16 protein-coding genes are annotated in these 25,383 nt (G+C 68.0%); 8 read left to right on the plus strand and 8 right to left on the minus strand.

Annotated features, from left to right (window positions below; all coding sequences use genetic code 11):
• The coding region (locus tag AB0B91_RS56675; protein ID WP_358340116.1) for an FG-GAP-like repeat-containing protein at positions 1 to 1,277 on the minus strand (1,277 nt) is incomplete at its 3' end.
• A 452-nt stretch (positions 1,278 to 1,729) separates the two neighbouring features.
• Here AB0B91_RS56675 and AB0B91_RS56680 point away from each other — a divergent pair.
• Positions 1,730 to 2,515 carry a class I SAM-dependent methyltransferase gene (locus AB0B91_RS56680; RefSeq protein ID WP_358340118.1) on the plus strand — a complete coding sequence of 262 codons (786 nt, stop codon included), beginning with the start codon at positions 1,730 to 1,732 and terminating at the stop codon, positions 2,513 to 2,515.
• A gap of 9 nt (positions 2,516 to 2,524) precedes the next feature.
• Here the strand turns inward: AB0B91_RS56680 and AB0B91_RS56685 are convergent, their stop codons facing one another.
• From AB0B91_RS56685 to AB0B91_RS56705, 5 genes are all read right to left on the minus strand, one after another.
• Positions 2,525 to 3,202, minus strand: coding sequence for a YdcF family protein (locus AB0B91_RS56685; RefSeq protein WP_358340119.1), 678 nt, complete (start codon positions 3,200 to 3,202; stop codon positions 2,525 to 2,527).
• Positions 3,203 to 3,216: 14 nt separating this feature from the next.
• The gene (locus AB0B91_RS56690) at positions 3,217 to 3,990 is read right to left on the minus strand and encodes a hypothetical protein (protein WP_358340120.1); all 774 of its coding nucleotides are present in this window, start codon (positions 3,988 to 3,990) and stop codon (positions 3,217 to 3,219) included.
• A 369-nt stretch (positions 3,991 to 4,359) separates the two neighbouring features.
• Positions 4,360 to 4,923 carry a hypothetical protein gene (locus AB0B91_RS56695; protein WP_358340122.1) on the minus strand — a complete coding sequence of 188 codons (564 nt, stop codon included), beginning with the start codon at positions 4,921 to 4,923 and terminating at the stop codon, positions 4,360 to 4,362.
• Positions 4,920 to 5,273 carry a PadR family transcriptional regulator gene (locus AB0B91_RS56700; RefSeq protein WP_358340124.1) on the minus strand — a complete coding sequence of 118 codons (354 nt, stop codon included), beginning with the start codon at positions 5,271 to 5,273 and terminating at the stop codon, positions 4,920 to 4,922. The genes AB0B91_RS56695 and AB0B91_RS56700 overlap by 4 nt, the downstream gene beginning before the upstream one ends.
• 146 nt (positions 5,274 to 5,419) lie before the next feature.
• The gene (locus AB0B91_RS56705; protein ID WP_358340126.1) at positions 5,420 to 6,337 is read right to left on the minus strand and encodes a lytic transglycosylase domain-containing protein; all 918 of its coding nucleotides are present in this window, start codon (positions 6,335 to 6,337) and stop codon (positions 5,420 to 5,422) included.
• Between the two features lie 136 nt (positions 6,338 to 6,473).
• On the opposite strand from AB0B91_RS56705, the gene AB0B91_RS56710 reads away from it, so the two are divergent.
• Positions 6,474 to 10,547: a hypothetical protein gene (locus AB0B91_RS56710; RefSeq protein ID WP_358340128.1), complete on the plus strand. Its 4,074-nt coding sequence runs from the start codon at positions 6,474 to 6,476 to the stop codon at positions 10,545 to 10,547.
• Positions 10,548 to 10,554: 7 nt separating this feature from the next.
• Here the strand turns inward: AB0B91_RS56710 and AB0B91_RS56715 are convergent, their stop codons facing one another.
• Positions 10,555 to 10,878, minus strand: a complete 324-nt coding sequence (locus AB0B91_RS56715) for a sensory rhodopsin transducer (protein ID WP_358340130.1) — start codon at positions 10,876 to 10,878, stop codon at positions 10,555 to 10,557.
• A 171-nt stretch (positions 10,879 to 11,049) separates the two neighbouring features.
• Between AB0B91_RS56715 and AB0B91_RS56720 the strand changes: the two genes are divergently transcribed.
• On the plus strand, positions 11,050 to 11,634 hold the full coding sequence (locus AB0B91_RS56720; RefSeq protein ID WP_358340132.1) for a hemerythrin domain-containing protein: 585 nt from the start codon (positions 11,050 to 11,052) through the stop codon (positions 11,632 to 11,634).
• A 55-nt stretch (positions 11,635 to 11,689) separates the two neighbouring features.
• Here the strand turns inward: AB0B91_RS56720 and AB0B91_RS56725 are convergent, their stop codons facing one another.
• Complete coding sequence (locus AB0B91_RS56725) at positions 11,690 to 13,267, minus strand: glycoside hydrolase family 88 protein (protein ID WP_358340134.1); 1,578 nt, start codon at positions 13,265 to 13,267, stop codon at positions 11,690 to 11,692.
• Positions 13,268 to 13,621: 354 nt separating this feature from the next.
• Between AB0B91_RS56725 and AB0B91_RS56730 the strand changes: the two genes are divergently transcribed.
• The 5 genes from AB0B91_RS56730 (at position 13,622) to AB0B91_RS56750 (ending at position 25,221) form a co-directional block, all read left to right on the plus strand.
• A complete protein-coding gene (locus tag AB0B91_RS56730; RefSeq protein WP_358340136.1) occupies positions 13,622 to 16,045 on the plus strand; it encodes a PQQ-dependent sugar dehydrogenase in 2,424 nt (807 codons plus the stop codon).
• 77 nt (positions 16,046 to 16,122) lie between these two features.
• Positions 16,123 to 19,194: a carbohydrate-binding protein gene (locus tag AB0B91_RS56735; protein WP_358340274.1), complete on the plus strand. Its 3,072-nt coding sequence runs from the start codon at positions 16,123 to 16,125 to the stop codon at positions 19,192 to 19,194.
• A 6-nt stretch (positions 19,195 to 19,200) separates the two neighbouring features.
• The gene (locus tag AB0B91_RS56740; RefSeq protein ID WP_358340138.1) at positions 19,201 to 20,367 is read left to right on the plus strand and encodes a CBM35 domain-containing protein; all 1,167 of its coding nucleotides are present in this window, start codon (positions 19,201 to 19,203) and stop codon (positions 20,365 to 20,367) included.
• On the plus strand, positions 20,364 to 22,910 hold the full coding sequence (locus AB0B91_RS56745) for a carbohydrate-binding protein (protein WP_358340140.1): 2,547 nt from the start codon (positions 20,364 to 20,366) through the stop codon (positions 22,908 to 22,910). Before AB0B91_RS56740 ends, AB0B91_RS56745 begins: the two co-directional genes overlap by 4 nt.
• Positions 22,911 to 23,127: 217 nt before the next feature.
• The gene (locus AB0B91_RS56750) at positions 23,128 to 25,221 is read left to right on the plus strand and encodes a carbohydrate-binding protein (RefSeq protein WP_358340141.1); all 2,094 of its coding nucleotides are present in this window, start codon (positions 23,128 to 23,130) and stop codon (positions 25,219 to 25,221) included.
• Positions 25,222 to 25,383 lie beyond the last annotated feature (162 nt).

Consider the following 25,383-nt stretch of genomic DNA (forward strand, 5'->3'; position numbering starts at 1 on the left):
TCGTAGAAGGTGCCGACGTCTGCGAGTCCGTCGCCGTTGAAGTCACCCGCGATGGCCTTGGCACGCGGCTGTTCGAAGTTGCCCGCTCCCGAATCCCAGGTCATCGTGGGCGCGTTGAAGCCGCCTGCCTTGGCGGTCCAGATCCACAAGCCGGTGCGGGCGCCGGGGTAGTCATAGAACGTACCGATGTCTGCGAGTCCGTCGCCGTTGAAGTCGCCGGTGACGGCCTTGGCGCGGGGTTGTTCGAAGTTGCCCGCTCCCGAATCCCAGGACATGACGGGGGAGTTGAAGCCGCCGCCGGTCTTGGCGGTCCAGATCCATAGGCCGGTGCGGGCGCCGGGGTAGTCGTAGAAGGTGCCGACGTCTGCGAGTCCGTCGCCGTTGAAGTCACCCGCGATGGCCTTGGCGCGCGGTTGTTCGAAGTTGCCCGCTCCCGAGTCCCACATGCTGACGGGCGGGTTGAAGCCGCCTCCGGCCTTGGCCGACCAGACGAACAGGACCGTCCGGGCCCCTGGGTAGTCGTAGAACGCGGCCACGTCGTCCAGCCCGTCACCGTTGAAGTCGGCCCGAACGTCACTGGTGCCGCTCGCGTCGGTGGCGGGAGTGGCGGGCGGACCGTCCTCGGCGCCCACCGGCGCGGAATAGCCGACTATGTCGACGTTCGTGCGCGAGTAGCTGTTCTCCTTGATGCGGTCGCCGCTGTTGCCCTCGATGGTGTAGACGGTGGTGGCGTTCGAGGACTTGACGATCCCGACATGGTCGATGTCGCCGCTCTGGTCCCAGTCGAAGACGACCGCGTCGCCGGGCTGGGGGGCGTAACCGGTGGAACGCGCGTGCCAGGTCCCGTGCTTGGTGCCGTAGTCCTTGAAGGAGCTGGCCCAGCCGGTGAGCACGCCGCCATTGGTCTCGGCGACGTCGGCTTCGGGCACTCCCGCGTTCTTCCACACGTACTTGGAGAAGTCCGCGCACCAGTCGCTGTCCCGCCACTGCACGCCGTCCGTGGCCGGGCAGCCGCCCGCCGGCTTCCAGGACCGGAAGTACCCGGTGTAGTAGTTGCAACCACTGCCCATCGGCTCTTCGTGGTTGCGGGAGGCGTTGGCGAACTGGCTCTGCGCGACGGCGACGATGTTGCCGCGCGTCACGGCCGCGGCGGGCGCGGTCGTCGCGGCGACCAGCGCCGAAGCCAGGAACGCCGTGGCCGTGGCTCCCGCGCCCAGCCGTAAAAGGAGTCCGGTGACGTTCTTGGACGTCGGTGCCGGGTGGTTCTGCTCGCTCATGTCGGGTCCTTTCTCCAGAGGTGCTGACCTCTGTGAGAAAGGCTCGGCCGGGGCGCTCCAAGTACTCTCGAATCGTGCTCCAGCACCTTCTATAGAGGCGCGGCGCGCTCTATAGAGGCCGGTCGCCGGGCCTGATTCCGGTGACTGAGGGCGTGGGCGGGCTAGCTAGGCCTCGATGAGCCCAGAGGAGATAGGGAAGACGTGGTGCGGACTGACTATGTCTTCTCGGTGGTCAGACCGGTGGCATCGGCAAGATCCCTCGACAAGGTTCATCGCCCCAGCTCAGAAGGCACTTTCGTATTTCCTCCCCGCTTCCGGCCGCATCTCGACCGAAACGGCGAGGCTAAGGGGGAAAGGTTCGCGAGGAGTCGGCCGTGAGGCGATGTATGTGCGGCAGTACGAGCCGCGCTGCTTCTCTTGGGCTACGATCGCGACGTCGAAGGATTTCCCGCATGCTCCACAAGGGGTGCAAAACGAGCAGAGTGAAGAAATTAGACTTCAACGATGTGGCCGAGGTCTACGATCTTGGCAGGGCGCTGCCGCAGGTGGACGGATTCTCAGAGTGGAGGCTGCGCTTAGTTGAGCACTTCGGCGGTCTCAGCGGTCAATGCCTGCTTGACCTGGGGTCGGGGACCGGGCTCTTCTCGGCCGCCATCGCGGAATGGTTCGAAACCCGAGTCGTCGGAGTGGAGCCGTCATCGAAAATGCGGGAAGTCGCCGCCAAGACTCGTAAGCGCGGTGGAATCGTTTATGTGGGTGGTCGTGGCGAGCAGATACCCCTCGAGGACGCATCGTGCGCCGCAGCATGGCTTTCCCATGTTCTGCACCATCTGACGGACCTCGCACGCTGTGCCATGGAGCTGCGCAGAGTGGTGCGAGAGGGACAACCGGTCGTGATTCGCAACATTCTCCCTGGGAGAACCGGTGGGATCACGTTGTTCCACTATTTTCCCGGCGCCCGCCAGGTCGTGGAGTCGTCGTCACCCTCTCTCGAAGCCGCCTGTTCGGCATTCACCAAGGCCGGTTTCGAGTTGCACTCCCTGCAATCCGTCCGTCAGATTACCGCCCCCGATATGCGGGTGTTCCTGAAGCGGGTGCGAGTCCGGGCGGACTCCAGCCTTGCTCCCCTCGACGACGACCAGTTCGCCAAAGGGTTGCGGGCGTTGATTCACGATGCGAAGTCGGACGCGGGAACCGCTCCGATAGTCGATAGCATGGATATGCTGGTGTTTCACTAGCGTGGATCCTCAGGTGCTGCCGTTCGAGCCGTAGGCCTGGCTGGCCGCCCCCTCCTGTGCGGCGAAGTGCTCTCTGATGCGCGCGAACTCCTCGTACATCTCCTCGTGTTTCCGGTACCATTCCTCCCAACTCGGCGGAACCGCAACCGGACTGCCCAAGGGTTCGATCTCCCGCCTCGTCGCACTCAGGTAAGCCGCTTCTTCTTCGTCATTCAGCAGGTCTCCGCAGGGCACCTCAACGGGAATCAAGGGGATTTCTGGCCCCAACACTCGGGTGAACACATAGAAAGCTCGATACATGTGTTTGTCCGAAGTCACCAGCGCCACGCCCCCGACGCTCAGTTCGGCGATCGCGACCGACGCGACGAAGGCTTCGCTGATGGTGTCCCTGGCCTCGCCATCGGCCTGGACTATCGCGTCTTCCGGCACCCCCGCACTCAGGAGATATTCGGCGCGTAGCTGTGAGGTGAGCTGCTCCGAACGCTCCGCCCGTGGACTCCACCACCAGTAATGGCCGCCCATCACGATCAGTCGGGTGGTGGGCCGAGATCTCCACAGCTCGGCACCTTTATCGAGCCGGTCCGTGCCGAGCTTCGTCAATTTCCCGTTTTTGTCCAGACCTCCTCCCAGAATGACCGCAGCTTCCACCGTCGGCAACTGATGAAGATCCACCGGTTTCACCACCATCTCGAGACACCGAACTACAATGGTAGAGCATCCCCGGAGCCGGGTGGATCGAGGCGCTCCATATGAAGTGAACGGGATAGAGGGATGCAGTCGACCACCCTTGGGCGGGCGATATATTGATCGATGACATCCACTTCCACCACCAAACACGCGGAGTCTCCTCCGGTGAGCCGAGCGCACGTCTCTTCAATAAGCGGGTCGACCACACTGCGGGCGGCGGCGAGTGAACCAAAGACCCGGCATCCTGCCAGCATCACCAGGCGTGCCTTCTGATTGAAGGGATTCTGGGCCAAGACGACCAGACCTATGTCCCGGTCCACTTTGCCGTTGGAGATCCTGGCGGAGAACGTGTGCTTGTCATCGGCGCGGATGAGGTCGAACCCGGAGAATGAGTATGGCAGCCGAATCCTCTCGGCCAGCGCACGGAACACCTCATTCCTGACAGGTCCGCCGATGACGATCAGATTCCCCTCGAGCGCCTTATCCTTCGGAAAACGCTCGGCCGTGCAGATCCGGTCCATTCGGCAGCCGAAGACCCGCGCCAGATAAAGCGAAACTTCGGTTGCCGCGGCATATTCGGCCGGCCAGACCGTCTGGGTCATGTAATCGGTGACATCAATGACCGGGCCGTCCCCCGTGACGATGCTGGTCGGCAGCGATGGATTGAGCTTCCAGACACGTGAGGCCGGTCGGAGTTCCCTGCGCCGCTTCACGCTCGTGCGGAAGAACCATCCGGCCAGGAACGCGATGAATGACGCGGCCAGGTTGATGGCGAGGTCCCATCCCATTGTGGCCTCCGTTCGCGGGCGACTGCGCGCGCCCACCCATCAAGGGCCTTGTCACTTGGATCCTAACCTCCGACGTGGTGGTCAGCGGGGCGTTGAAAGACTTACGTGCGACCGGATCCTCCAACCACACCGTGCCGTCATAATCACCAGTGGCCGGCACCGGACGCTCGTCAACGACACCCCACGCGCCCCATATGACGGTGTCGGCGCGGCCGATCAGCGGCCCGCCATCCGAATAACCGCAGCTGACCTGCCGAAATGGACGAGCGTAAGCCGCTGGATCCACTGGTGAAAGTCGGTCGCGGACCAATGAATGGTGCTGCGGCCACGACTCGGGTGAGCGGCGGCACGCGGTTGGGCCAGTGTGGGTCAATCGGTAGATGTGATTGGCGAGTCCCGAACCCATTGCACGACATATTGGTCTTTGTCCCGCTTCGCCCTCCTGACCAACACTCTCGTGACGGCCGGATCTGCGGCCTTTAACGATAAGCCGCAGTTCAGTGCCTCGGTCTCGTGGATAGTCACTGCCAGCCCATCGTCGAGTCCTGGCAGGCCGTTCGCTGAGCCTCCGAACCGCTTGGCGAGCGTGATGATGTCGCCTGTCATCTCCAGCTGGCGCTCGATCCGTATCTTCGTCGCCAGACGCTGGTTGCGGGCGTGCAGCGCACGAGACCAGGTGTGTTGGGTACGGCGGAATGCCCATGCCATGGCTGCCTGGAATACGAAGACGGATGCGGTGATCAGTTTGAAGAGTTTGCCGGGCCGGGCATCGATGACAGCTTCGAGTTCCTCGGCGCGAACTTCGGCCCGGATCTGATCGGCGTAGCGTAGGTGGGTGGACCAGCGTACGAGCCGCTTGGCCAGCCATGGCGCTATCTCGGTGCATTCGGCGATGAGTACACCGACGATGAGCATCACGATCTCGGTGGTCATTGGTCACCCGTCCGCAGGACGCGAAGCGCCGTGAAACCAAACGCAGGGCGCGTCTTGACGGCGGCGGGACGTCGCTCCGCCAACAGCGCCCAAGCGGCAGGCACTCCTTCGCCGGTGAGTCGGTAGAACCGGCGCCTGGGGCGGCTCGCGTCCGGTTCGAGCTCCTCCCATGCGCCGGTGATCCATCCGGCGTCTTCGAGGCGGTCGAGCACCTTGTACACGGTGGGGCCCGCGCGGTGGGTCGCCTTCATGATCGCCCACCCGTGGATCTGCTCGTCGGCGTCGTGAGCGCGGACGAGAGCTTCGAGTACGTCCAGCGTAGGTTGCGTGATCCTTTCGAGGCCCCCCAAGCCATGTCCCCCTTCTGGGCTGCCACGTTCCTATCGTACATAGGTGAAATAAGCGCTACAAGCTGTCGGCAGGCAGTGGCGCCGATTACTGCCGCAGTTGGGTGGCATCCACCAACCCGGCCAGGTCCAGCGGCGACGCGGACTCGTCAGCGGGGGCCGGTGAGGCGGACGTCGCCCTGCGTGGACAGGACGAAGACCTGCCAGTTGTAGTACGCGTAGAAGCTGCGCGAGTCGCGCTTGATCTGGCGGGCGTGCGCGAGGACGGCATCCACGTACCGGGCGTCATGGTTGTAGGCGAACACCGCACGCCGGTAGTCTCGCGGCGCCCCCGACGCCTTGAGATAGTTGGCCGCGGCGAACACCGCGTCACGCGCGTTGTGGACATCCCCACCCAGGCCGTACTGCCGCCACGTGCCCGGCATGAACTGCATCGGCCCTTGCGCCCCGGTGGAGCTCGCTGATCTGACCCGGCCGAACTTCGTCTCGACGAGCATGATCGCAGCGAGAACCTCCCACTCGACCCCGAACCGCTTCTCGGCCCGCGTCATGTAGCCGCGCAGGGGCTCGGCGGGCGGCGGCTCCGCCAGGCGCATCCGCTTGCGCTGCGCCGCGCTGATCGGGTGGGCCATGGACAGCAGCTTCGCGATGGCCGTGGTGTTGTCGCGTGCCTCAGCGGCCAGCCCCTTGGGCAGCCGCTTCACGACGCCCTGGGTCAGCGTCGTGTTCCGGGCCATCGCGCGGTAGATGCGCTGCTGATGGAGGGAGAGCAGTACGACGTCCTGCGGCGGCTGCTCCTGCGAGCCCTTGGTCCAGCCGTCGATCGCCTCGTTCAGCGCGGTGGAGGTCTCCTTCAGAGCGTCGGCCAGCTTGACGGGGTCGGTGGGGATGCGGACATCAGGCGCGGGCACCCCCATGGCCGCCGCCTGCGGGGAGGGGGTCTGGGTGGCAGTCGGGGTGGTGGTCTGGACGGGGCGCTCCGGCGTCGCCGAGCCGTCCGCCTCACCGGCACATCCCGAGAGGACGGCTACGAGGGATGCCGCGATCATGACGTTGACCGATCTCATGATGCTCAACCGTATCGCCAGGATCACCCGTAAGAAGAACTCCCACACGCGGCCCACCACACCCAGGTGCGGCTGAGGGCTGTGGGAACGAAGGTCCTTCTTTTGGCGATATCCGGATGTGGCGGGTGGTGGGCGGGTGCGGGCGCGGGTCGCCGGTGCGGGCAGCACGCTGGTCAGGCTGTCGCCGTACGCGCTGCTGGCCGCGCTGTCGGCGTGCGCGCTGGCCCCGCTGGTCCCGCTGAGCGGCGCCGCGGTGGGAGTCGTCGCCGGTGTCGGTACGAACGTCCTCAGCGAGGTCATCACCAGAGCCGTGGAGGCGCTGCGCCGCCGCAATGGCGGTCGGTCGCCCAGCGAGGACGAGATAGAGGCCGAGCTCGCCGAACGCCTCGCCGACGCACTGGCCTCCGGGCCCGGCGCGGCGGAGCTCAAGGCGGAGCTGGCCCGCGTGCTGGAGCGCCTCGACACGGCCGGTACGGCACTCGAAGCGGCCGTGGACGCCGGCGACGAGCGGTTGCAACGGCATCTGGCGCACGCGTTCGCCGAGTTGGGGGCGGACTTCGCCGGATTCCGGTCGCTACTGGAGAAGGTGAGCGATCGCGCCTCGCAGATCCATCGGACGCTGCACGAGCTGGGCATCGAGCAGCGCGACGATCGCGAGCGGCTGCGCCGCCAGGCGGTCCAGCTGCTGCGGATCCGGGAGGACCTGGCCCGGTTGGCCGACGCCGATCCCGCCCCTCGCAGGCCGGGGAGGTGGAGCGGTGGCTGCCCCTACCGGGGGCTGTGGCCCTTCCAGCAGGAGCACGCCGACATCTTCTATGGCCGCGAGCGGATGACCATGGCGCTGGTGGCCAAGCTGGCCGAGCGGCTGTCCGGAGTGGCGCTGCTGGCGGTGACGGGGGCTTCGGGGGCGGGCAAGTCATCGCTGCTGCGCGCCGGGCTGCTGCCGGCGATCGACCGGGGGCTGCTGCCGGTGCGGGGCTCACACGAGTGGCCGCAGCTCATGTTGACGCCGACGCCGACGCCCCTGGACGAGCTGGCCGTCCACCTGGCGGCGCTGGGCCGTGGTGACTCCTCGGCCGTCCGCGAAGGTCTGCGGAGCTCGCCCCGCCTGACCTTCCGGCAGGTGGTGCTGGCTCACCGGCGCGAGTACGGACTGCCGGGCTCGCGGCTGGTGCTGGTGGTCGACCAGTTCGAGGAGATCTTCACCGGCGACGTCGAGCAGGGGCGGGCGTTCGTCACGGCGCTCCTGGCTGCGGTCACCGATCCCGATCCGCAGGTGCTGGTCGTCCTCGGTGTGCGCGGCGACTACTGGGGGCACTGCGCCGCCTATCCCGAGCTGGCGGAGATCCTGGCGGACGCCCAGTTCATCGTCGGTCCGATGCGCGAGTCCGAGCTCCGCCGGGCCGTCACGGCGCCCGCGGTCGCGGCGGGGCTGGACATCGAGCCGGGTCTGGTCGATCTGCTGTTGCAGGATCTCGGCACCCCGTCGGCGACGGGCGCCTACGAGGTGGGCACGCTGCCCTTGTTGTCACAGGCGATGCTGCTGGCCTGGGAGGCGCGCGAGGGCGAGCGGCTGACCATTCGCGGCTACGGTACGAGCGGCGGCGTGCTGGCGGCGGTCGAGTCGAGTGCGGAGGCCGTCTACGGGGCGCTGTCGCCCGACCAGCAGGTCCTCGCCCGCGCTCTGGTCAGGCGCGCGGTCGCCGTCCAGCCGGACGGCAGGCTGTCGAGGCGCAGGGTGCGCCGCTCGGAGGTGGGCACGGACCTGGCGCCGGTGCTGGCCGCCTTCACCGGCAAACGCCTGCTCGTGCTCACCGAGGACGACCTAGAGCTCTCGCACGATGTCCTGTTGCACGCCTGGCCGCGCCTGCGGTCGTGGCTGGAGGACGACATCGCGAGCCGGATCCTGCTCGGCGAGCTCACCAGGAGCGCCGAGGAGTGGGAGCGGTACGAGCGGGACAGCTCGCTGCTGTACCAGGGAACCAAGCTGGCGACCGTGCGAGCGGCCAGCCAGGGCTGGTCGGCCGACCCGGGCCGCCACCCGCCCGCCTCCGGCATCGCCCGGGAGTTCCTCGAGGCGTCGCTGCGGGGGGAGTCCAGACGGGCTCGGGTACGGCGCCGGGTCGTGGTCGCGCTCGCCATGCTGGCGGTGATCTCCGTGGTGGCGGCCGGCGTCGCGTTCGTGTCGGCCGGCCGGGCGACCAGCGAGCGGAATCTGGCGCTGTCGAAGCAGTGGGCGGCCGACAGCGAACGGATCGCGGACGCCGATCCGGAGCGATCGCGACGCCTGGCGGTGATGGCGAGGCGGATCGCGAACACGGCCGAGGCCGAGCACGCCCTGCGGGCCGCGGTCTCCAGACCCGGCCGGGCGAGCGTGCACGTCGAGTCGTCCCCCTCCTCCATGCTCTACGCACCCGACGGCCGTACGGTGCTCGCCGGGGTGAGCGACGGAGTGGAGATCCGCGACGCGGGCACGCTCGCCCGGATCAAGACGCTGCGCAGCCAGGACAGCGTCGACAAGATCGCCATCAGCGGCGACGGCCGGCTGGTCGCGGGAATGGGACGCTATCGGGTCCAGCTCTGGCGCGGCACCGCGCCCGATGTCACCATCCCCTATTTCGGCTTCACTGCCGCCGACCTCAGCCGCGACGGCGACCTCTTGGTGACCGGGAGCTCCGACGATCGGATCCAGCGCTGGGACGCCCGTACCGGCCAGAAGATCGGTTCGGCCATCAAGGCCGGGATGATCGAGGTCACGGCGATCGGCGTCAGCCCGGACGGCGAGACGATCGCGGCAGGCGGGCGAAACGGCGACATCCGATTCCTCGACGCCCGGACCGGGCGCCCGCGCGGCTCTCCGATCAAGACCGAAGGGGCGCTGGCCACGGTCGACGCCTTGACCTTCACCCCGGACGGCCGGTACCTGTTCACCACGACGACCAGTGGCCAGGTCCGTAGCTGGGACGTCGCCACCAGGCGATTCCAGCTCTCCTACACCCGCGAGGACGCGCAGGCGTCGAGCCTGGCCTTCAGCCGCGACGGGACGATCCTCGCCGTCGGGGACCTGCAAGGTGTCATCCGGCTGTGGGATCCCGTGTCGGCCGAGCAACTCGGGCAGCCACTCACCGGCCACACCGCCGGCGTCAGCGCCATGACCTTCAGCCCGGACGGACGGACGCTGCTCAGTTCCAGCCTCGATGGCACCCTGCGCCGCTGGGATCTCACCGTACGGCAGACGGTGATCCCACCCGTGATCGACGGCTTCGGCGTTGATCTGGCCGCCCTGAGCGGTGACGGGAGCCGCCTGCTCACCGCGGCGACTTCCTCCCTGGGAGCGCAGCTGTGGGACATGCGCAGCGGCAAGCGAATCGGCTCGCACATCAGGGGGAAGTACGCCGCTCGCGTGTGGCTGTCCGCCGACGGTCGGCGCTTGGCCACGGCGTCGGCGGACGCGAAGGTCCGCCTCTGGGATGCCGCCACTCACCAGGTGCTCGCCGAGCATCATGTGGACTACACCCTGCCGACCGTACCGGCCGCTTTCACCTCCGATGGAAGCTTCTTCGCCTATGTCACCACGGACTCGCAAGGTGTGCGGGTGCTGGACCTGCGCTCCGGCCGCTCGACCGGCTACCCTCTGGGACAGAACGTGACGGCCATGGCGGTCAACGCGGACGCCACGACCATCGCCATGGCGACGCCCTTGGGCATCCGGCTCTGGCCCGCCGGAGCCCGCGCGCCTCTGCCCGATCTCTTGCACGGCCACACCGGCCTGGTGGCTACCCTCGCTTTCAGCCCGGACGGCGCCACCCTGGCCAGCGGAGGTTCCGACGGGACGATCCGGCTGTGGGACGTGCGCACGGCAACACCGAAAGGAACGCCGATGGTCGGGCACCGGGCCGACATCATCGCGCTGGCCTTCGCCCCCGACGGCCGGACCATCGCCAGCTCCGGAGGCGACGAGACTGTCCGGTTCTGGAACACCCGCACCGGGCGCCAGATCGGCGAGTCGATGACCGCGTCCCGTGCGTCGGAGCTGTCATTCAGCGCCGACGGTGCGCTGCTGGTCGGTAGCATCCATCCCGGGAACCATGCGCTTGTGTGGCGTACGGGGATCGCCGCTGATCCGGTCGGCCAGATCTGCCGCGAATCGGGGGGAGCGCTGGCCGTGGTCCCCCTGGAGTTCGAACAGTACCCGCCGCCGTGCCTTTGACGATCTGTCAGGCCGCTGTTCGCCGAGGCTTCGGCACGTCCGGACGCGCCGGCTCAGGCTGTACGAGTACCGGCATGTCCGAGACCACCACGACGGAGTACGACTGGCCCGGTGGCAGGTCGTGCGGATCGACCAGGTCCTCCAGGGCCAGAGCCTGCGTACGGTGTGCGGGGACGCGCAGGCGGAACGGACCCAGCGGCTGCCCGCCCTCCGCGCAGAACGTGAGCTCGACGTGGGCGTTGCCGGGACTGATGTTGAACAGGTAGAGCTGGTCGCCGGGCAGGCACCCGTCGGCGATCGCCATCTTCCAGTTTCCCACCATTGTGCTCATGTGCGACTCCCGTCTACTGCTCGGCAGTCATCCCGCTACCCCGACAAGGCGGGATCTATCAGACACCCCGTCGCTAGTACCCAAGAAACGCAAACAGCTGTTCCGTTGTCCTTCAACTCCGCGTACGGCCGTCCTCGCCGGGTACCGGGGGCGCCAGAGAGGGGGGCAGCCATGACATTGGATGCCATCAGCATGATCAAGGCAGATCATCGCGACGTGGAGCGGCTTTTCGACCGCCTCAAGAAGGACACCGAGGATCGTCCCGCACTCCTGGCCGAACTCGCCGCCAAATTCGTCGCCCACTCCAGGGGGGAGGAGGAACTCATCTACCCGGAGATCGCCAAGACCGTCCCCAGTGAGAAGAACCAGGTCAGAGAGGGAGAGGAGGAACACCACGCGGCCGAGCGGATGCTGCTCGAACTTCTGGACGTCCAGCCCGACACGGAGCGGTTCGACACCCAGCTGGCCGAGCTCGTTCAGGCGGTCACTCACCACGTTCAGGAGGAGGAGGGCGAGATCCTTCCAGCGCTCAAGAAGGCGGTTCCCCGCGAGCGCCTGGAGGAGCTCGGCCGGGCCTTCAGCGAGCGCAAGGCGCAAGAGATCCAGCACGGCCTTCCGGCGGGGCGCGGCAACAGACGCAGAGGGCTGAGCAAGGAGGAGCTGTACCACCGAGCCCAGGAAGCCAAGGTCCCGGGCCGCTCATCCATGACCAAGGAAGAGCTCACCAAGGCGCTTCAGCGGAGCGGCAAGGCCTGACCGGTCCCTGGGGCCGACGCATGCGCTGCGCCGGTCCCAGGGGGAGCCGCGCGGGTCAGTTGCCGGGGCCGACTCGCATCATCTGCTCGTTCATGATCAAGAAGGCGCCCAGGCCGTGGAAGTCGTTCACCGGGCGTCCCCGGTTGAAGTAGTAGCTCAGCGAGTCGCTCGCGTTGGTGCCCTCGCTGATGTCCACGATGTTCGTCCGTCCGTCCTGGCCGAGGGACACCTTGTTCAGCACTCCCTGGTAGCCCCGGTCGGCGTTGGCGCGGTACGAGGCGTCGACGTAGCCGAGTTCGACGGCGCGCGAGATCGTGTACGTGTACATGGCCGAGCATGACGTCTCGGTCCAGTTGGCGGAGTTCGACGTCTCGGTGACCACCTGGAACCATCGGCCGGTCGCCGGGTCCTGCCAGCGGGCGTAGGCGGGCACCAGATCGCGCAGGATGTCGATCAGCGCGGCCCGCTGCGGGTGGTCGGCCGGGAGGAGGTCCAGGATGTCGATGGTGGCCATGCCGAACCAGCCCATCGCCCGGCACCAGGAGATCCCGTTCGTGTTGCCCAGCGCCGGCTTCACCCAGGAGGCGGTCAGGCCGCCGGGCTCGTCGTAGGCGTGGTACAGCAGCCCGGCGGCCGTGCCCGAGGAGCGGCGCAGGTGGCTGTGGTAGACCTCGATCTGCTTGGCGGGCTCGGTGCGGGTGAAGGTGTCGGCCGCGACCCAGGCGCCGTAGCGGGCCAGGAACGGATCCACCATGTAGACGCCGTCGCCCCAGAGCTGGCCCTGCCGGGAGTCGGAGGTGGAGTGCCACCAGCCGCCGTCTGAGGTGCGCGGGTAGGTGTTCAGCCGGGTCCTGATCTTGGTGGCGGCCGTACGGTAGCGTGCCTGGCCCGTCTCCTTGTACAGGGCGAGCAGGACGTTGCCCGACTGCATGCTGTCGAGGTTGCCGAAGCTGTTGGAGATGTTGCCGGAGCTGTCGACGAACCGGTCGGCCCAGTCCTTGATGTACTGGAGGTAGCGGGCGTCGCCGGTGCGCTGCCAGACCAGATACTGCCCCCACAGGTACAACCCCTGCGTGTAGCCCCAGCCACCCAGTGAGCTGGGGGTGAAGCGGGCCATCGTGGAGTCGATGACGGCCTTGGACCAGTCGGTCCCGGTCGAGGTGCCGTCGTCGACGGTGAGCGAGTCGACGTTCGGGCCGCCGTTGGCGGTCGTGGCGGTGGCCTTGACGGTGTTCGGGCCGGCGGCCAGTGAGGCCTGCAGCGTCACCGTCCGCCAGGTGGTCCACGCGCCGGTGCCCGGGAAGGACAGGTTCGCCGCGATGGTCGTGCCGTTGAGCGTGATGCTCATGGGCCGGTCGGCGGTGGTGCCGTTGGCGTACCGGAGGACCAGTCGCACCTGGCGGGCCTGGGGCGAGTCGGTCGTCCATTCGACCGCCGAGCCGGCCACGTTGTCATAGTTGACGAAACCGGTGCCGGTGAACCCGGCATGGTTGGACTCCACGACGCCCTGCGAGATGGTGGCGTTCTCGGCTTCGTGGAGGGTGGCCGCGGCGACGGCCGCGGGCACGGGCTGGACCAGCAGGGCACCGAGGGCCACTATGGCGATGACTCGATGTCGGTTTCTGAGGGGCACGCGACTCTCCTGACGCTGGTGAGCGCACAGGTAAGACATCCTATGTCTCACCTGTGTGCTTCTGACCTGTGATATCGCCTGACCACTCCCAAGGCGGGGAATACCGCCGAATAGGTCGAGCGACAGATCCAACCTTTCGCCTGATCCATAGCCAAACATCCGGAATATCCAGCTGTCCAGGCTGTATGACATCCGATCTTTGCTCGATCAAAAGAAGAGTGGCGTTAGGAAAGTTTCCTAAAGATTGGATCGTTCCAAGATCAAGAATCTGTTGACGGTTGTGACTATTTGTGGGAACACGATGAAAAGCTCCAATCTCTCGCCCGAGATACCACCCCCCGCAGGAGAGAATCGATGAACTTACGCAGGTACCGCGTCCTCGCCGGTGTCCTCGCGCTCTTCGCCGGGGCGCTGACGGTTGTGGCCCCTCCGGCCGCCGCGGCGCCCACCCGATACGAGGCGGAGAACGCCACGATCACGCAAGGTGTCGTGGAGTCCAACCACACCGGCTATTCCGGCACCGGTTTCGTCAACGGCGACAACGTCGCCGGATCCTCGGTCGAATGGACGATCAACGCGCCCAGCGCGGGCACCGCCACGCTGGCCTTCCGCTATGCCAACGGCACCAGCGCCAACCGGCCGAGCGACATCTCGGTCAACGGCACCGTCGTCGCCGCGGCCCGGGCGTTCAACGCCACCACGAACTGGGACACCTGGGCGACGGTCACGCTGACCGCGCCGGTCGTCGCGGGCAACAACACGATCAAGGCCACCGCCGCCGGCGCGGGCGGGAACCCGAACTGGGACTACCTGGAGGCCGAGGTCGCCTCCACGAACTTCACCGACTACCAGGCGGAGAGCGCGACGATCTCCCAGGGCGTCGTGGAGTCCAACCACGCCGGGTACACCGGCTCCGGCTTCGTGAACTACGACAACGTGGCCGGCTCCTACGTCGAGTTCGCGGTGAGCGCCGCCAGTGCCGGGCCGCAGACCCTGACGTTCCGCTTCGCCAACGGCACGACCACCGACCGGCCGATGAGCATCTCGGTCAACGGCACGGCCGTCGTGGCCAGTCAGTCCTTCCCCGGCACCGGGGCGTGGACCACCTGGCAGGAGATCAGCGTCAACGCCACGCTGACCGCCGGCGGCAACACGATCAGAGCCACCGGGACCACCGCGAACGGCGGGCCGAACCTCGACCGGCTGCGCGTCAGCGGCCCTGGCGACACCGAGAAGCCGACCGCCCCGGGGCAGCCGGTCTGCAGTGACATCACCTACAACAGCATCCGGCTGGACTGGCCGACCTCGACCGACAACGTCGGCGTCGTGGCGTACGACATCTTCCACCAGGGCACGCAGATCGCCACCGCGCCCGCTCCGCCGTACACGGTGACGGGGCTGAACTCCGACTTCCCGTACCAGATCTCGGTGTTCGCCCGTGACGCCTCCGGGAACGTGTCGCTGAGCAGCCCTGAGGCCAACTGCCGCACGCTGCCCGCGCCCGCGGACGACCCGCCGTCGCAGCCCGGCCAGCCCACGGTGACCGCCGTGCAGCCCACCTCAGCGACCGCGACCTGGACCGCCTCGACCGACGACAACGGCGTACGCGCCTACCTGGTCCGCGACCACGCCACCGGCACCGTGCTGCAGACGGTCACCGGCACGCCGCCCGCGACCAGCACCAGCGTGCCGCTGGAGTGCGCGCACACCTACCAGCTCGACGTCGTCGCGCGGGACACGGCCAACCAGCTCTCCACCCCGAGCACGGCGTCGGCGTCGTTCACGACCGGTAGCTGTGGCACCGTGCCGCAGACGCCGACCACGATCGCCGGCGGCTGGGACATCCCCTGGGACATCTCCTGGGCGCCCGACGGCTCGTACGCGCTGGTCACCGAGCGGGACTCGTTCAAGGTGTTCAAGATCACCCCGTCGGGCACCAAGACGCAGGTCGGCACCGTGCCCAACGCCGTGACCACCGACGGCGAGGGCGGCCTGATGGGCCTCGACTTCTCGCCCACCTGGAACGGCACGACCGACCAGGAGGTGTTCTTCATGCACACCGCCTCCGAGGGCAACCGTGTCGCGAAGATGAACTTCAACGGCACCACGCTCAGCGGCTACAGCGCGATCCTGCAGGGCATGATCGACAAGAACCGCTACCACAACGGCGGCCGCATCAGGTTCGGCCCCGACGGCTACCTGTACGTCACCGCGGGCGACGCGCAGGCCAGCAGCAACGCGCAGGACCTCAGCTCGCTCAACGGCAAGATCCTGCGCATCACCAAGACGGGCGCGGCCGCGCCGGGCAACCCGTTCAACACCCGCGTCTACAGCTACGGCCACCGCAACCCGCAGGGCCTGGCGTGGGACTCGGCCGGGCGGCTGTGGGAGTCGGAGCTGGGCAACTCCTCCAGGGACGAGCTCAACCTGATCCAGCCGGGCAAGAACTACGGCTGGCCCACCTGCGAGGGCACCTGCAGCACCTCCGGCATGACCAACCCCAAGTACACGTGGAGCGTCTCGGAGGCGTCGCCGAGCGGCATCGCCATCGTGAACAACACCGTGTTCATGGCGGCGCTGCGCGGCCAGCGGCTGTGGCGGATCGTGCTCAACGGCGAGAACGTCTCGACGGTCAACTCCTACTTCAACGGGACGTACGGCCGGCTCCGCGCGGTGGAGAAGGTGCCGAACGCCAGCGCCATCTGGTTCGGCTCCACCAACTCCGACAACAACGGCGACGGTAGTGCCGACGTGATCAGGCGCTCCAACATCCAGTGACGCACGCCCCCTCACCAGGCGGCCGCGCTTCGGCGCGGCCGCCTGTCACCCCCCGAGTCAACTGGAGATTTCGCGTGATGGAACCTGACGGCGGTGAGAGCGGGCCGACGCGCCGGGCGGTGCTGGGCGGCGCGTTCGGCACCCTGGCCGCGGCGGCGCTGACCGGCCCACTGGCCGCCCCCGCTCATGCCGAGGCGCCCTGGACGCTCGACGTCCGGATGTCCACGGACGCCCAGTGGGCCGCGTTCCTGCGGGAGCAGGACCTGCGGTGGGCCAAGCTGCCCACGCTCTGGCACGAGGGCCCGTTCCTGGGCGACGGCCTGCTCGGCAGCATGATCTACAAGGAGCCGGACGCCAACAAGATCCGCTTCACCACCCAGCACGGCCGCGTCCAGGATCACCGGCCGGAGTTCGGCAGCGGGTTCGGCACGTGCAGGCTGCCGGTCGGCCATCTCACGCTCGACCCCGTCGGTACGATCACCGCCGTCGACTGGCGGCTGAGCCTGTGGGACGCCGAGCTGACCGGCACCGTCACCACCTCCTCCGGGAAGATCACGTTCACCGCGTTCATCCACGACGAGCTGTTCGTGGCCAGCGCCTCGGTCACGGGCAGCGAGCAGGTGCGATGGACGTTCCACCCGGAGGTGGCCGACAGCCCCAGGCAGGCGTCGGAGGACCCGCCGTCCGGCTACACGCACAACCCGGCCTCGACGACCAAGACCACCGGCGACGTCAAGCAGGTGCTCCAGGCGCTGGCCGGGGGAGGGCAGACCGCCACCGCCTACCGGCAGAGCGGCAACCTGCTGCTGCTGTCGGTCGCCCACAGCTTCCCGTCCAACACGGCGGCGGAGCCGGCCTCGCTCGGCAAGGTCCAGAACGCGGGCACGTACGACACGCTGCGGGCGGCGCACCGGACCTGGTGGCACGCCTTCTACCGCAAGAGCTTCGTGTCCATCCCGGACCAGCGGCTGCAGAGCTTCCACTGGATCCAGCTCTACAAGGTGGCCTCCGCCACCCGCGCGGGCGCGCCGGTGATGGCGACGACCGGGCCGTGGCTGGAGCCCACCCCGTGGCCCGGCGTGTGGTGGAACCTCAACGTGCAGCTGGAGTACTGGCTCATCCACGGCTCCAACCACCTGGAGCTCGACTCGGTCACCAGCACGCTCGACCAGAATCGGGCCCAGCTCACCGCCAACGTGGCCAGCGCGTACCGGAGCGACTCCTCGGGCGTGGGGCGCAGCTCCGACATGTTCGCCAACCGGAGTGTCGGCACGCCGGGCAGCGGTGCCGAGGTCGGCGACCTGACGTGGGCGCTGCACAACGTGTGGCTGTCCTACCGGCACACGATGGACGACGCGCTGCTGCGGGACACGCTGTTCCCGCTGCTGCGCCGGGCGATCAACTACTACCTGCGCTTCCTGGCCAGTGGCAGTGACGGCAAGCTGCACCTGCCGAGCACGCTGTCGCCCGAGTACCCCGTGGTCCCGCCGCAGGACACCAACTACGACCTGGCCCTCATCAGGTGGGGCTGCCAGACGCTGCTCGACTCGGCGAGCCGCCTGGGCATCGACGACCCGCTGAAGACCAGGTGGCAGCAGGTGCTCAGCACGCTGGTGGCGTACCCGACGGACACGAACGGCTACATGATCGGCGGCAGCACGCCGTACGCGCAGTCCCACCGCCACTACTCCCACCTTTTGATGATTTATCCCCTCTACCTGGTCAACTGGGATCAGACGGGGAACCGCGCGCTGATCGAGAAGTCGATCGTGCGCTGGCACGCCCTGACCGGCGCCCACCGCGGTTACAGCTACACCGGCGCCGCCTCCATGTACGCCATGATGCGGCGTGGCGACACGGCGCTGTCCTATCTGCTGAAGTTCTTCGACCCTTCGACCTCCTACCCGTGCCGGGCCAACACCCACTACACCGAGGCCGGGCCGGTCATCGAGACGCCGCTGTCGGCCTCGCAGTCGATCCACGACCTGCTCTGCCAGAGCTGGGGCGGCGTCGTCCGCGTCTTCCCCGCCGTCCCGGGGTCGTGGCCGGACGTCACGCTGCACGACTTCCGCACGCAGGGCGCGTTCCTCGTCTCCGCGGTACGGCAGGCGGGCACGACCCGCTTCATCCGGGTCAGGAGCCTGGCCGGTGAGCCGCTCAAGCTCGACCACGGACTGACCGGTACGGTCACCGCCGTGCTCGACGACGGCACTCCCGCCACGGTCCAGGACCTGGGCGGCGGCGTGCTGGGCATCGCCCTGCCCAAGGACCGCGAGGTGCTCGTCTACGCGGGCGCCGTCCCCGACCTGGTCATCGCGCCGGTGCCGATCGCCAAACCGGGCGCCGCCTGGGGCCTGCCGGGCGCGGACACGCCACCGCCGCCGGGCCGCTACGAGGCGGAGGACGCGACGATCTCGCAGGGCATCTTCGAGAACTCCCACACCGGCTACAGCGGTACGGGCTACGTCAACGGCGACAACGTGTCCGGTTCGTACGTGGAGTGGGCCTTCCCGATCACGACGGCGGGCACGGCGACGATCAAGCTGCGGTACGCCAACGGCACCACGGTCAACCGGCCGTCGGCGATCGCGGTCAACGGCACCACGGTATTCGCCGGCCGTGACTACGCGAGCACCGGCACATGGGACACCTGGGCCACCGACACCTTCACGGTCCCGGTCAACGCCGGGACCAACACGCTCCGGGCCACCTCCACGACCGCGAACGGCAACCCGAACATCGACTACATCGACGTGGCGACCGTCAAGGGGGGCGGCACCGACTACCAGGCCGAGGACGCCACGATCTCGCAGGGCGTCGTGGAGTCGAACCACACCGGCTTCACCGGCACCGGCTTCGTCAACTTCGACAACGTCGCCGGTTCGTACGTGGAGTTCGCCGTGACCGCCGCGCAGGCGGGCAGCGCCACGCTGACGCTCCGCTACGCCAACGGCACCACGGTCAACCGGCCGATGACCATCGCGGTCAACGGCGCCGGCGTGACCCGCGACTTCACCGGCACCGGCGACTGGGACACCTGGCAGACCGCCACGCTCACCGTCCAGCTCACCGCGGGGGCCAACACGATCAGGACGACCGCCACGACGGCCAACGGGGGACCCAACCTCGACAAGATCACCATTGGATAGGGAGTCATGGAAATCACCCGACGCCAGCTGGGAACCCTCGTGGGCGCCGCGCTTCTCACCCCGTACCTGCCTGCCCGCCCGGCCTCGGCGGCGACCGCCTGGCAGCTCATGTGGGCCCCGGAAGCGTCGTCCGTCGGGCTCGGCGCGTTCGAGACGATCGAGGACGACCGCGCCGACTCGCACCCCGCCGGTCAGCCGCACATCTTCGCCGAAGGCAACAACTTCCGCTTCAACATGCACACGGTAGACCGCGACTCGATGACCGACCGGCAGCGGCAGGAGGTGACCGGCACCCGTAACCCGAGCGGCTACCTGCAGTGGCTGAAGGGCGAGACGTGGCGGGTCACGTACTCGATGTTCATCCCGAGCTCGCTGAAGGCCACCACGACCTTCACCCACATCAGCCAGACCAAGATGCCGGGCACCGGCACCAACCCGATCACCGTCACGTCGCTGCGCCGGGTGGACGGGGTGCAGACCATCGAGCACAAGATCTTCCAGTCGGACACCCTGGTCGGACGGACCAACCTGGAGCCGCTGCAGAACAAGTGGATCGACGCCGAGTACGAGATCAGGATCGACGACGGCAGCGCGGGCTCGGTCCGCTGGGTGCTGCGTGACGGGGCCACCACGCTGGTGGACGCGACCAAGACCGGCGACACGTTCCTCGGCGACCGGGTCCGTCCCAAGTGGGGCATCTACCGCTCGCTCGGCGACACCTCGGGCTCGCTGCAGAACTGCTACCTGCTGCTCACCAACATGCGGGCGTACAAGCAGGTGGCGGCCGTCGCGACCCGCCTGGAGGCGGAGAACGCGACGATCTCGCAGGGCGTGGTCGAGTCCAACCACGCGGGCTTCTCCGGCACCGGCTTCGTCAACACCGACAACGCCGCCGGGTGTTACGTCCAGTGGACGCACAACGCGTCCGCCGCCGGCCCCGCGACCCTCACGATCCGGTACGCCAACGGCACCACCGTCGACCGCCCCATGAACGTCACGGTCAACGGCGTGGTCGTCGCCTCGGGGCTGAGCTTCGGCGGCACCGGCGCCTGGACCACGTGGGCGAGCAAGAGCGTCAACGCCACGCTGGTCGCGGGCGCGAACACCGTCAGGGTCACCGGCGCCACCGCGAACGGCTGCCCCAACCTCGACTACCTGGAGGTCCTGGTATGAAGCTGTCGCGTACGGCGGTGCTCGCCGTACTCGCCCTCCTGCTCGGCCTGCTCACGGCCTTGCCCACCGCTCTGCCCGCCCAGGCCGACCTGCAGCACCCGCGGCAGGCGTTCCTGCGCAACTCGATCTCCGGAGTCTTCCTGCACTGGGGCGAGCGCACCTCGCCGCAGCACACCAGCTGCAGCGGCTGGGAGGCCGACGTCACCAACGGCGGCTGGAGCGCCTCCTACTGGGTGAACGAGGCCAAGAAGCTGCACGCCCAGTACATCGTCCTGGCCACCTTCCACAGCCGGCTCGGCTACGCCAGGCCGTACCCGTCGTCGATCCCCGGTTCGTGCCGCACGACGCGCGACTTCCTCGGCGAGCTGATCGACGCGGCCGACGCGCAGGGGCTGAAGGTCATCAACTACATGACCGACGACCCGCAGTGGCACAACGAGGGGCTCAGCTCCGGCGACTGGCTCAACTCCTCGGCCTTCTCCAGCTACGTCGGCCACAACGTGGACCTGACCACGCGTGACGGGTTCGGCGAGTTCAGCTACCTGCAGTTCTTCGAGCAGATGCAGCGTTATCCGAAGCTGGCCGGGTTCTGGATCGACAACGACAACGCCTACTGGGAGAGCAACAACCTCTACGCCAAGATCTACCAGCAGCGTCCCGACATGACGATCTCGAACAACAACGAAGACACCGCGATCATGGACATGATCAGCAACGAGCAGAAGACCGGCATGACGCCGTCGTACGACTACCCGCAGGCGGTCTACACGGCGCTGCCGAGGCTGATCGAGGCGGACTTCAAGCTGCCGACCGGCGGCCCCTGGTGGTACGGCGGGTCGGACCAGGCGGTGGACCGCAAGCTCACGCTGGGCCGGCTCATCACCAACGCCGGATCGTCGGTGAAGGCGCTGATGGCCGAGACCGCGATGGTCAACGGCAAGTTCCCCGCCCAGCAGGTGAGCTTCAACAACTTCGCCGACACCTACCTGGGGGAGATCTGGGAGTCGCTCGGCGGCACCGAGGGCGGCGGCTACATGTTCGGCGGGCTCAAACCGGGCTTCTGGAACAACGGCGCCCACGGCGTGACCACGATCGCCAAGAACGATCCCAACCGGCACTACATCCACGTCGTCACGCCGCCGTCCGGCAGCACGCTGTCGCTGCGCGACAACGGCTACCGGATCAGCTCGGTGACGAACCTGCGCACCGGTGCCCCCGTCACCTTCACACAGGCGGGCGGCACGCTGACGCTGAGCGGCATCTCCTCGTGGGACCAGTACGACACGGTCTTCAAGGTCATCTCCAGCGGCCGGGAGGGGATCTACAGCGGCGTCACCCTGTCAGCCACCTCTTCCACCAGCGGCCACGCCGCCTCGGCCGCCGGTGACGGCGACTACCTCACCTACTGGGACAGCAACGCCGCCGAACCCGCGTCGCTGACCTTCGACCTCGGCTCGGCCAAGCGGATCCAGTACCTGGCGTTCAACCAGCGGGAGGACTCGACGGTCTACCCGTCGTCCGGGTCCGCGCGGATCTCCGGTTATCAGGTGTACGTCAGCGACAACGGGACGAGCTGGGGCAGCGCGGTCAAGACCGGCACGGTGCCGAACGCGCGCGGCGTGCAGGTCATCGACCTGACCGCCTCGACCCACCGGTACGTACGGCTCACCAAGACCGGCCACCACGGCATCTCGCGGTGGCGGGTGGACGAGGCCTGGGTCGGCGGCGAGTACGCGGGCGGCGGCGGCACGACGCCACCCCCCGGCCGCTACGAGGCGGAGGACGCGACGATCTCGCAGGGCATCTTCGAGAACTCGCACCCGGGCTACAGCGGCACCGGCTATGTCAACGGCGACAACGCCGCCGGCTCCTATCTGCAGTGGTCGTTCACCGCCGCCGCCGCGGGCACGGCGACGATCAAGCTGGGGTACGCCAACGGGACGACGACGAACCGCCCGTCGGCGATCGCGGTCAACGGCACGACGGTGTTCGCGAGCCGTGACTACGGCAGCACCGGCACCTGGGACACCTGGGCCGTCGACACCTTCACCGTGCCGGTCACCGCGGGCGCCAACACGCTGCGGGCCACCGCCACCACCGCCAACGGCAACCCGAACCTCGACTACATCGACGTGGACGTGACACCTGGTGGCGGTGGCGGCACCACCGACTACCAGGCCGAGGACGCCACGATCTCGCAGGGTGTGGCCGAGTCCAACCACACCGGCTTCACCGGCACCGGCTTCGTGAACTACGACAACCTGGTCGGCTCCTACGTCGAGTTCGCGGTGAACGCCGAGTCGGCGGGGGATGCCGCGCTGACGCTGAGGTTCGCCAACGGCACCACGGCCAACCGCCCGATGGACATCACGGTCAACGGCGCGCTCGTCTCGGACGAACTCGCCTTCGACGCGACGACCAACTGGGACACCTGGGTCACCAAGTCGATCACGGTGCCGCTGAACGCGGGCGCCAACACCATCCGCGCCACCGCCACGACGGCCGGCGGCGGCCCGAACCTCGATCGGATCACGATCGGTTGAACCCCGGCCGCCGTGCGGACGCGCACCGCCCGCACGGCGGCCGGCACCAACGGCACGGCCGCACCAACGGAAGCCACCGACGGAAGCCACGGTCAAGAAGGCGCACGTAACGGTGGCGCGCCGGCTCCACCGGAGGAGCGTTCCCCTGGACAGACCCCGGCCCCGCACGGCGCTTGGCGCCCACCGGGCCGGCCGTAAAACATAAGGAGGAAATCCCGTGAGACGGAGAGGGATAGTCGCGGCGGTGGCCGTGCTCTTAGCGGGCTTGTTCGTGAGCGTCCAGCCCGCGGTCGCGTCCGACAACGGCCTGTCGATCAGGCCCGCCATGGGATGGAGCAGCTGGAGCTTCGTGCGGCGCTGGCCCGACGAGACGAAGATGAAGGCCCAGGCCGACGCGCTGGTCAGCAGCGGCCTCGCCGCGCACGGCTACGTCTACATCAACCTCGACGACTTCTTCCAGAAGTGCGACTCCAACGGCTTCCAGGTCGACGGCTTCGGGCGGTGGGCCGTCGACACCGCCAAGTTCCCCAGCGGGATCAAGGCGCTGGCCGACTACGTGCACGCCAAGGGCCTGAAGTTCGGCTTCTACGTCACGCCCGGTATCGCCAAGAACGCCGTCACCGCCAACAAACCCATCGAGGGCACCTCGTACCACGCGCAGGACATCGCCGACACCTCGCAGACGCACAAGAACTACAACTGCAAGAACATGTACCGGCTCGACTACTCCCACCCCGGCGCGCAGCTGTTCATCAATTCGTGGGCGAACCAGATGGCCTCCTGGGGCGTCGACTACCTGAAGATCGACGGCGTGGACGCGACGACCGTCGCCGACGTCGAAGCCTGGGACAAGGCGCTGCGCCAGACCGGCCGGCCGATCAACTTCGCGCTGTCCAACAACCTGCCCATCGCCCAGGCCACCACCTGGAAGCGGCTGGCCAACAGCTGGCGCACCCAGGGCGACGTCGAGTGCTACTGCGGTCCCGGGGCGAACGGGAGCGGGTTCCCGCTCACCGACTGGTCGCACGTGTCCAGCCGGTTCGCCTCGGCGGCCTCCTGGCAGCAGTACGCCGGGCCCGGCGGCTGGAACGACTACGACTCGCTGGAGGTCGGCAACGGCGACCAGGTCGGCCTGACCGCCGACCAGCGGCGCACGCACATGACGCACTGGGCGATGATCTCCAGCCCGCTGCTGCTCGGCACCGACCTGACCGCGCTCACCTCGACCGACCTGGCCATGCTGACCAACGACCGGCTCATCGCCGTCGACCAGGACGGCGTCGCCGCCCAGCGCATTGTGAACAGTGGTGTCAACCAGGTATGGCGTAAACGGGAGTCGAACGGCGACTACATCGTCGCCCTCTACAACACCGGTACGTCCGGCAACTCCACGGTCAGCGTCACCTGGTCGCAAGTGGGCTTCACCGGCCCGGCCGAGGTCACGAACCTGTGGTCCGGCGGCTCCGAAGGCACCGTCGCCTCCTCCTACAGCGCCACCCTGCGCCCCGGCGAGACCCGCCTCATCCGCGCCCGGCCCACCACAGCGAGCCCCCACTACGAGGCGGAGGACGCGACGATCTCGCAGGGCGTGGTCGAGTCCAACCACGCGGGCTACTCGGGCTCCGGCTTCGTCAACTACGACAACGTCGTCGGCTCGTACGTCGAGTTCGGCGTCAACGCCACCGCCGCGGGCAACGCCAACATCACCCTGAGGTACGCCAATGGCACCACGGTGAACCGCCCGATGACCATCACCGCGAACGGCACCACGCTGACCCGTGACTTCCCCGGCACCGGCAACTGGGACACCTGGGCGACGGCCACGTTCACCCTGCCGCTGGTCGCCGGGGCCAACACCATCCGCATGACGGCCACCACCGCCAACGGCGGCCCGAACGCGGACTACGTCGACGTGTCGGCCCCCACCCCGGTCGGCACCGAGTATCAAGCCGAGGACGCGACGATCTCGCAGGGCGTGGCCGAGTCCAACCACACCGGCTTCACCGGGACCGGCTTCGTCAACTACGACAACCTCGTGGGCTCGTACGTCGAGTTCGCCGTCAACGCCGCCACCGCGGGCGCCGCGACCCTGACCATCCGCTACGCCAACGGCACAGCGGTGGACCGGCCGATGGAGGTCGCGGCGAACGGCACGGCGGTGACCACCCAGTCGTTCCCAGCCACGGCAAACTGGGACACCTGGGTGAACGGCACGGTCGCGGTGAACCTCCAGGCCGGCGCCAACACGATCCGCCTCACCGCCACCACCGCAGGCGGCGGCCCCAACGTGGACCGCATCACACTCGGCTAACCCAACCCCAACCCGAGTCCGGACCTTGGACCTGGACCTCGGACCCCATGCCCGGACTCCGGACTCCGGACTCCGGACCTGAACCCCGGACCCCGGGCCTGGACTTCGGTCCCGGACCTCGGTCCCCGGATCCGGTCCCGGACTTCGGATCCGTGCCCGGAC

This window comes from Nonomuraea sp. NPDC049141, assembly GCF_040648415.1.
Classification (GTDB): Bacteria; Actinomycetota; Actinomycetes; order Streptosporangiales; family Streptosporangiaceae; genus Nonomuraea.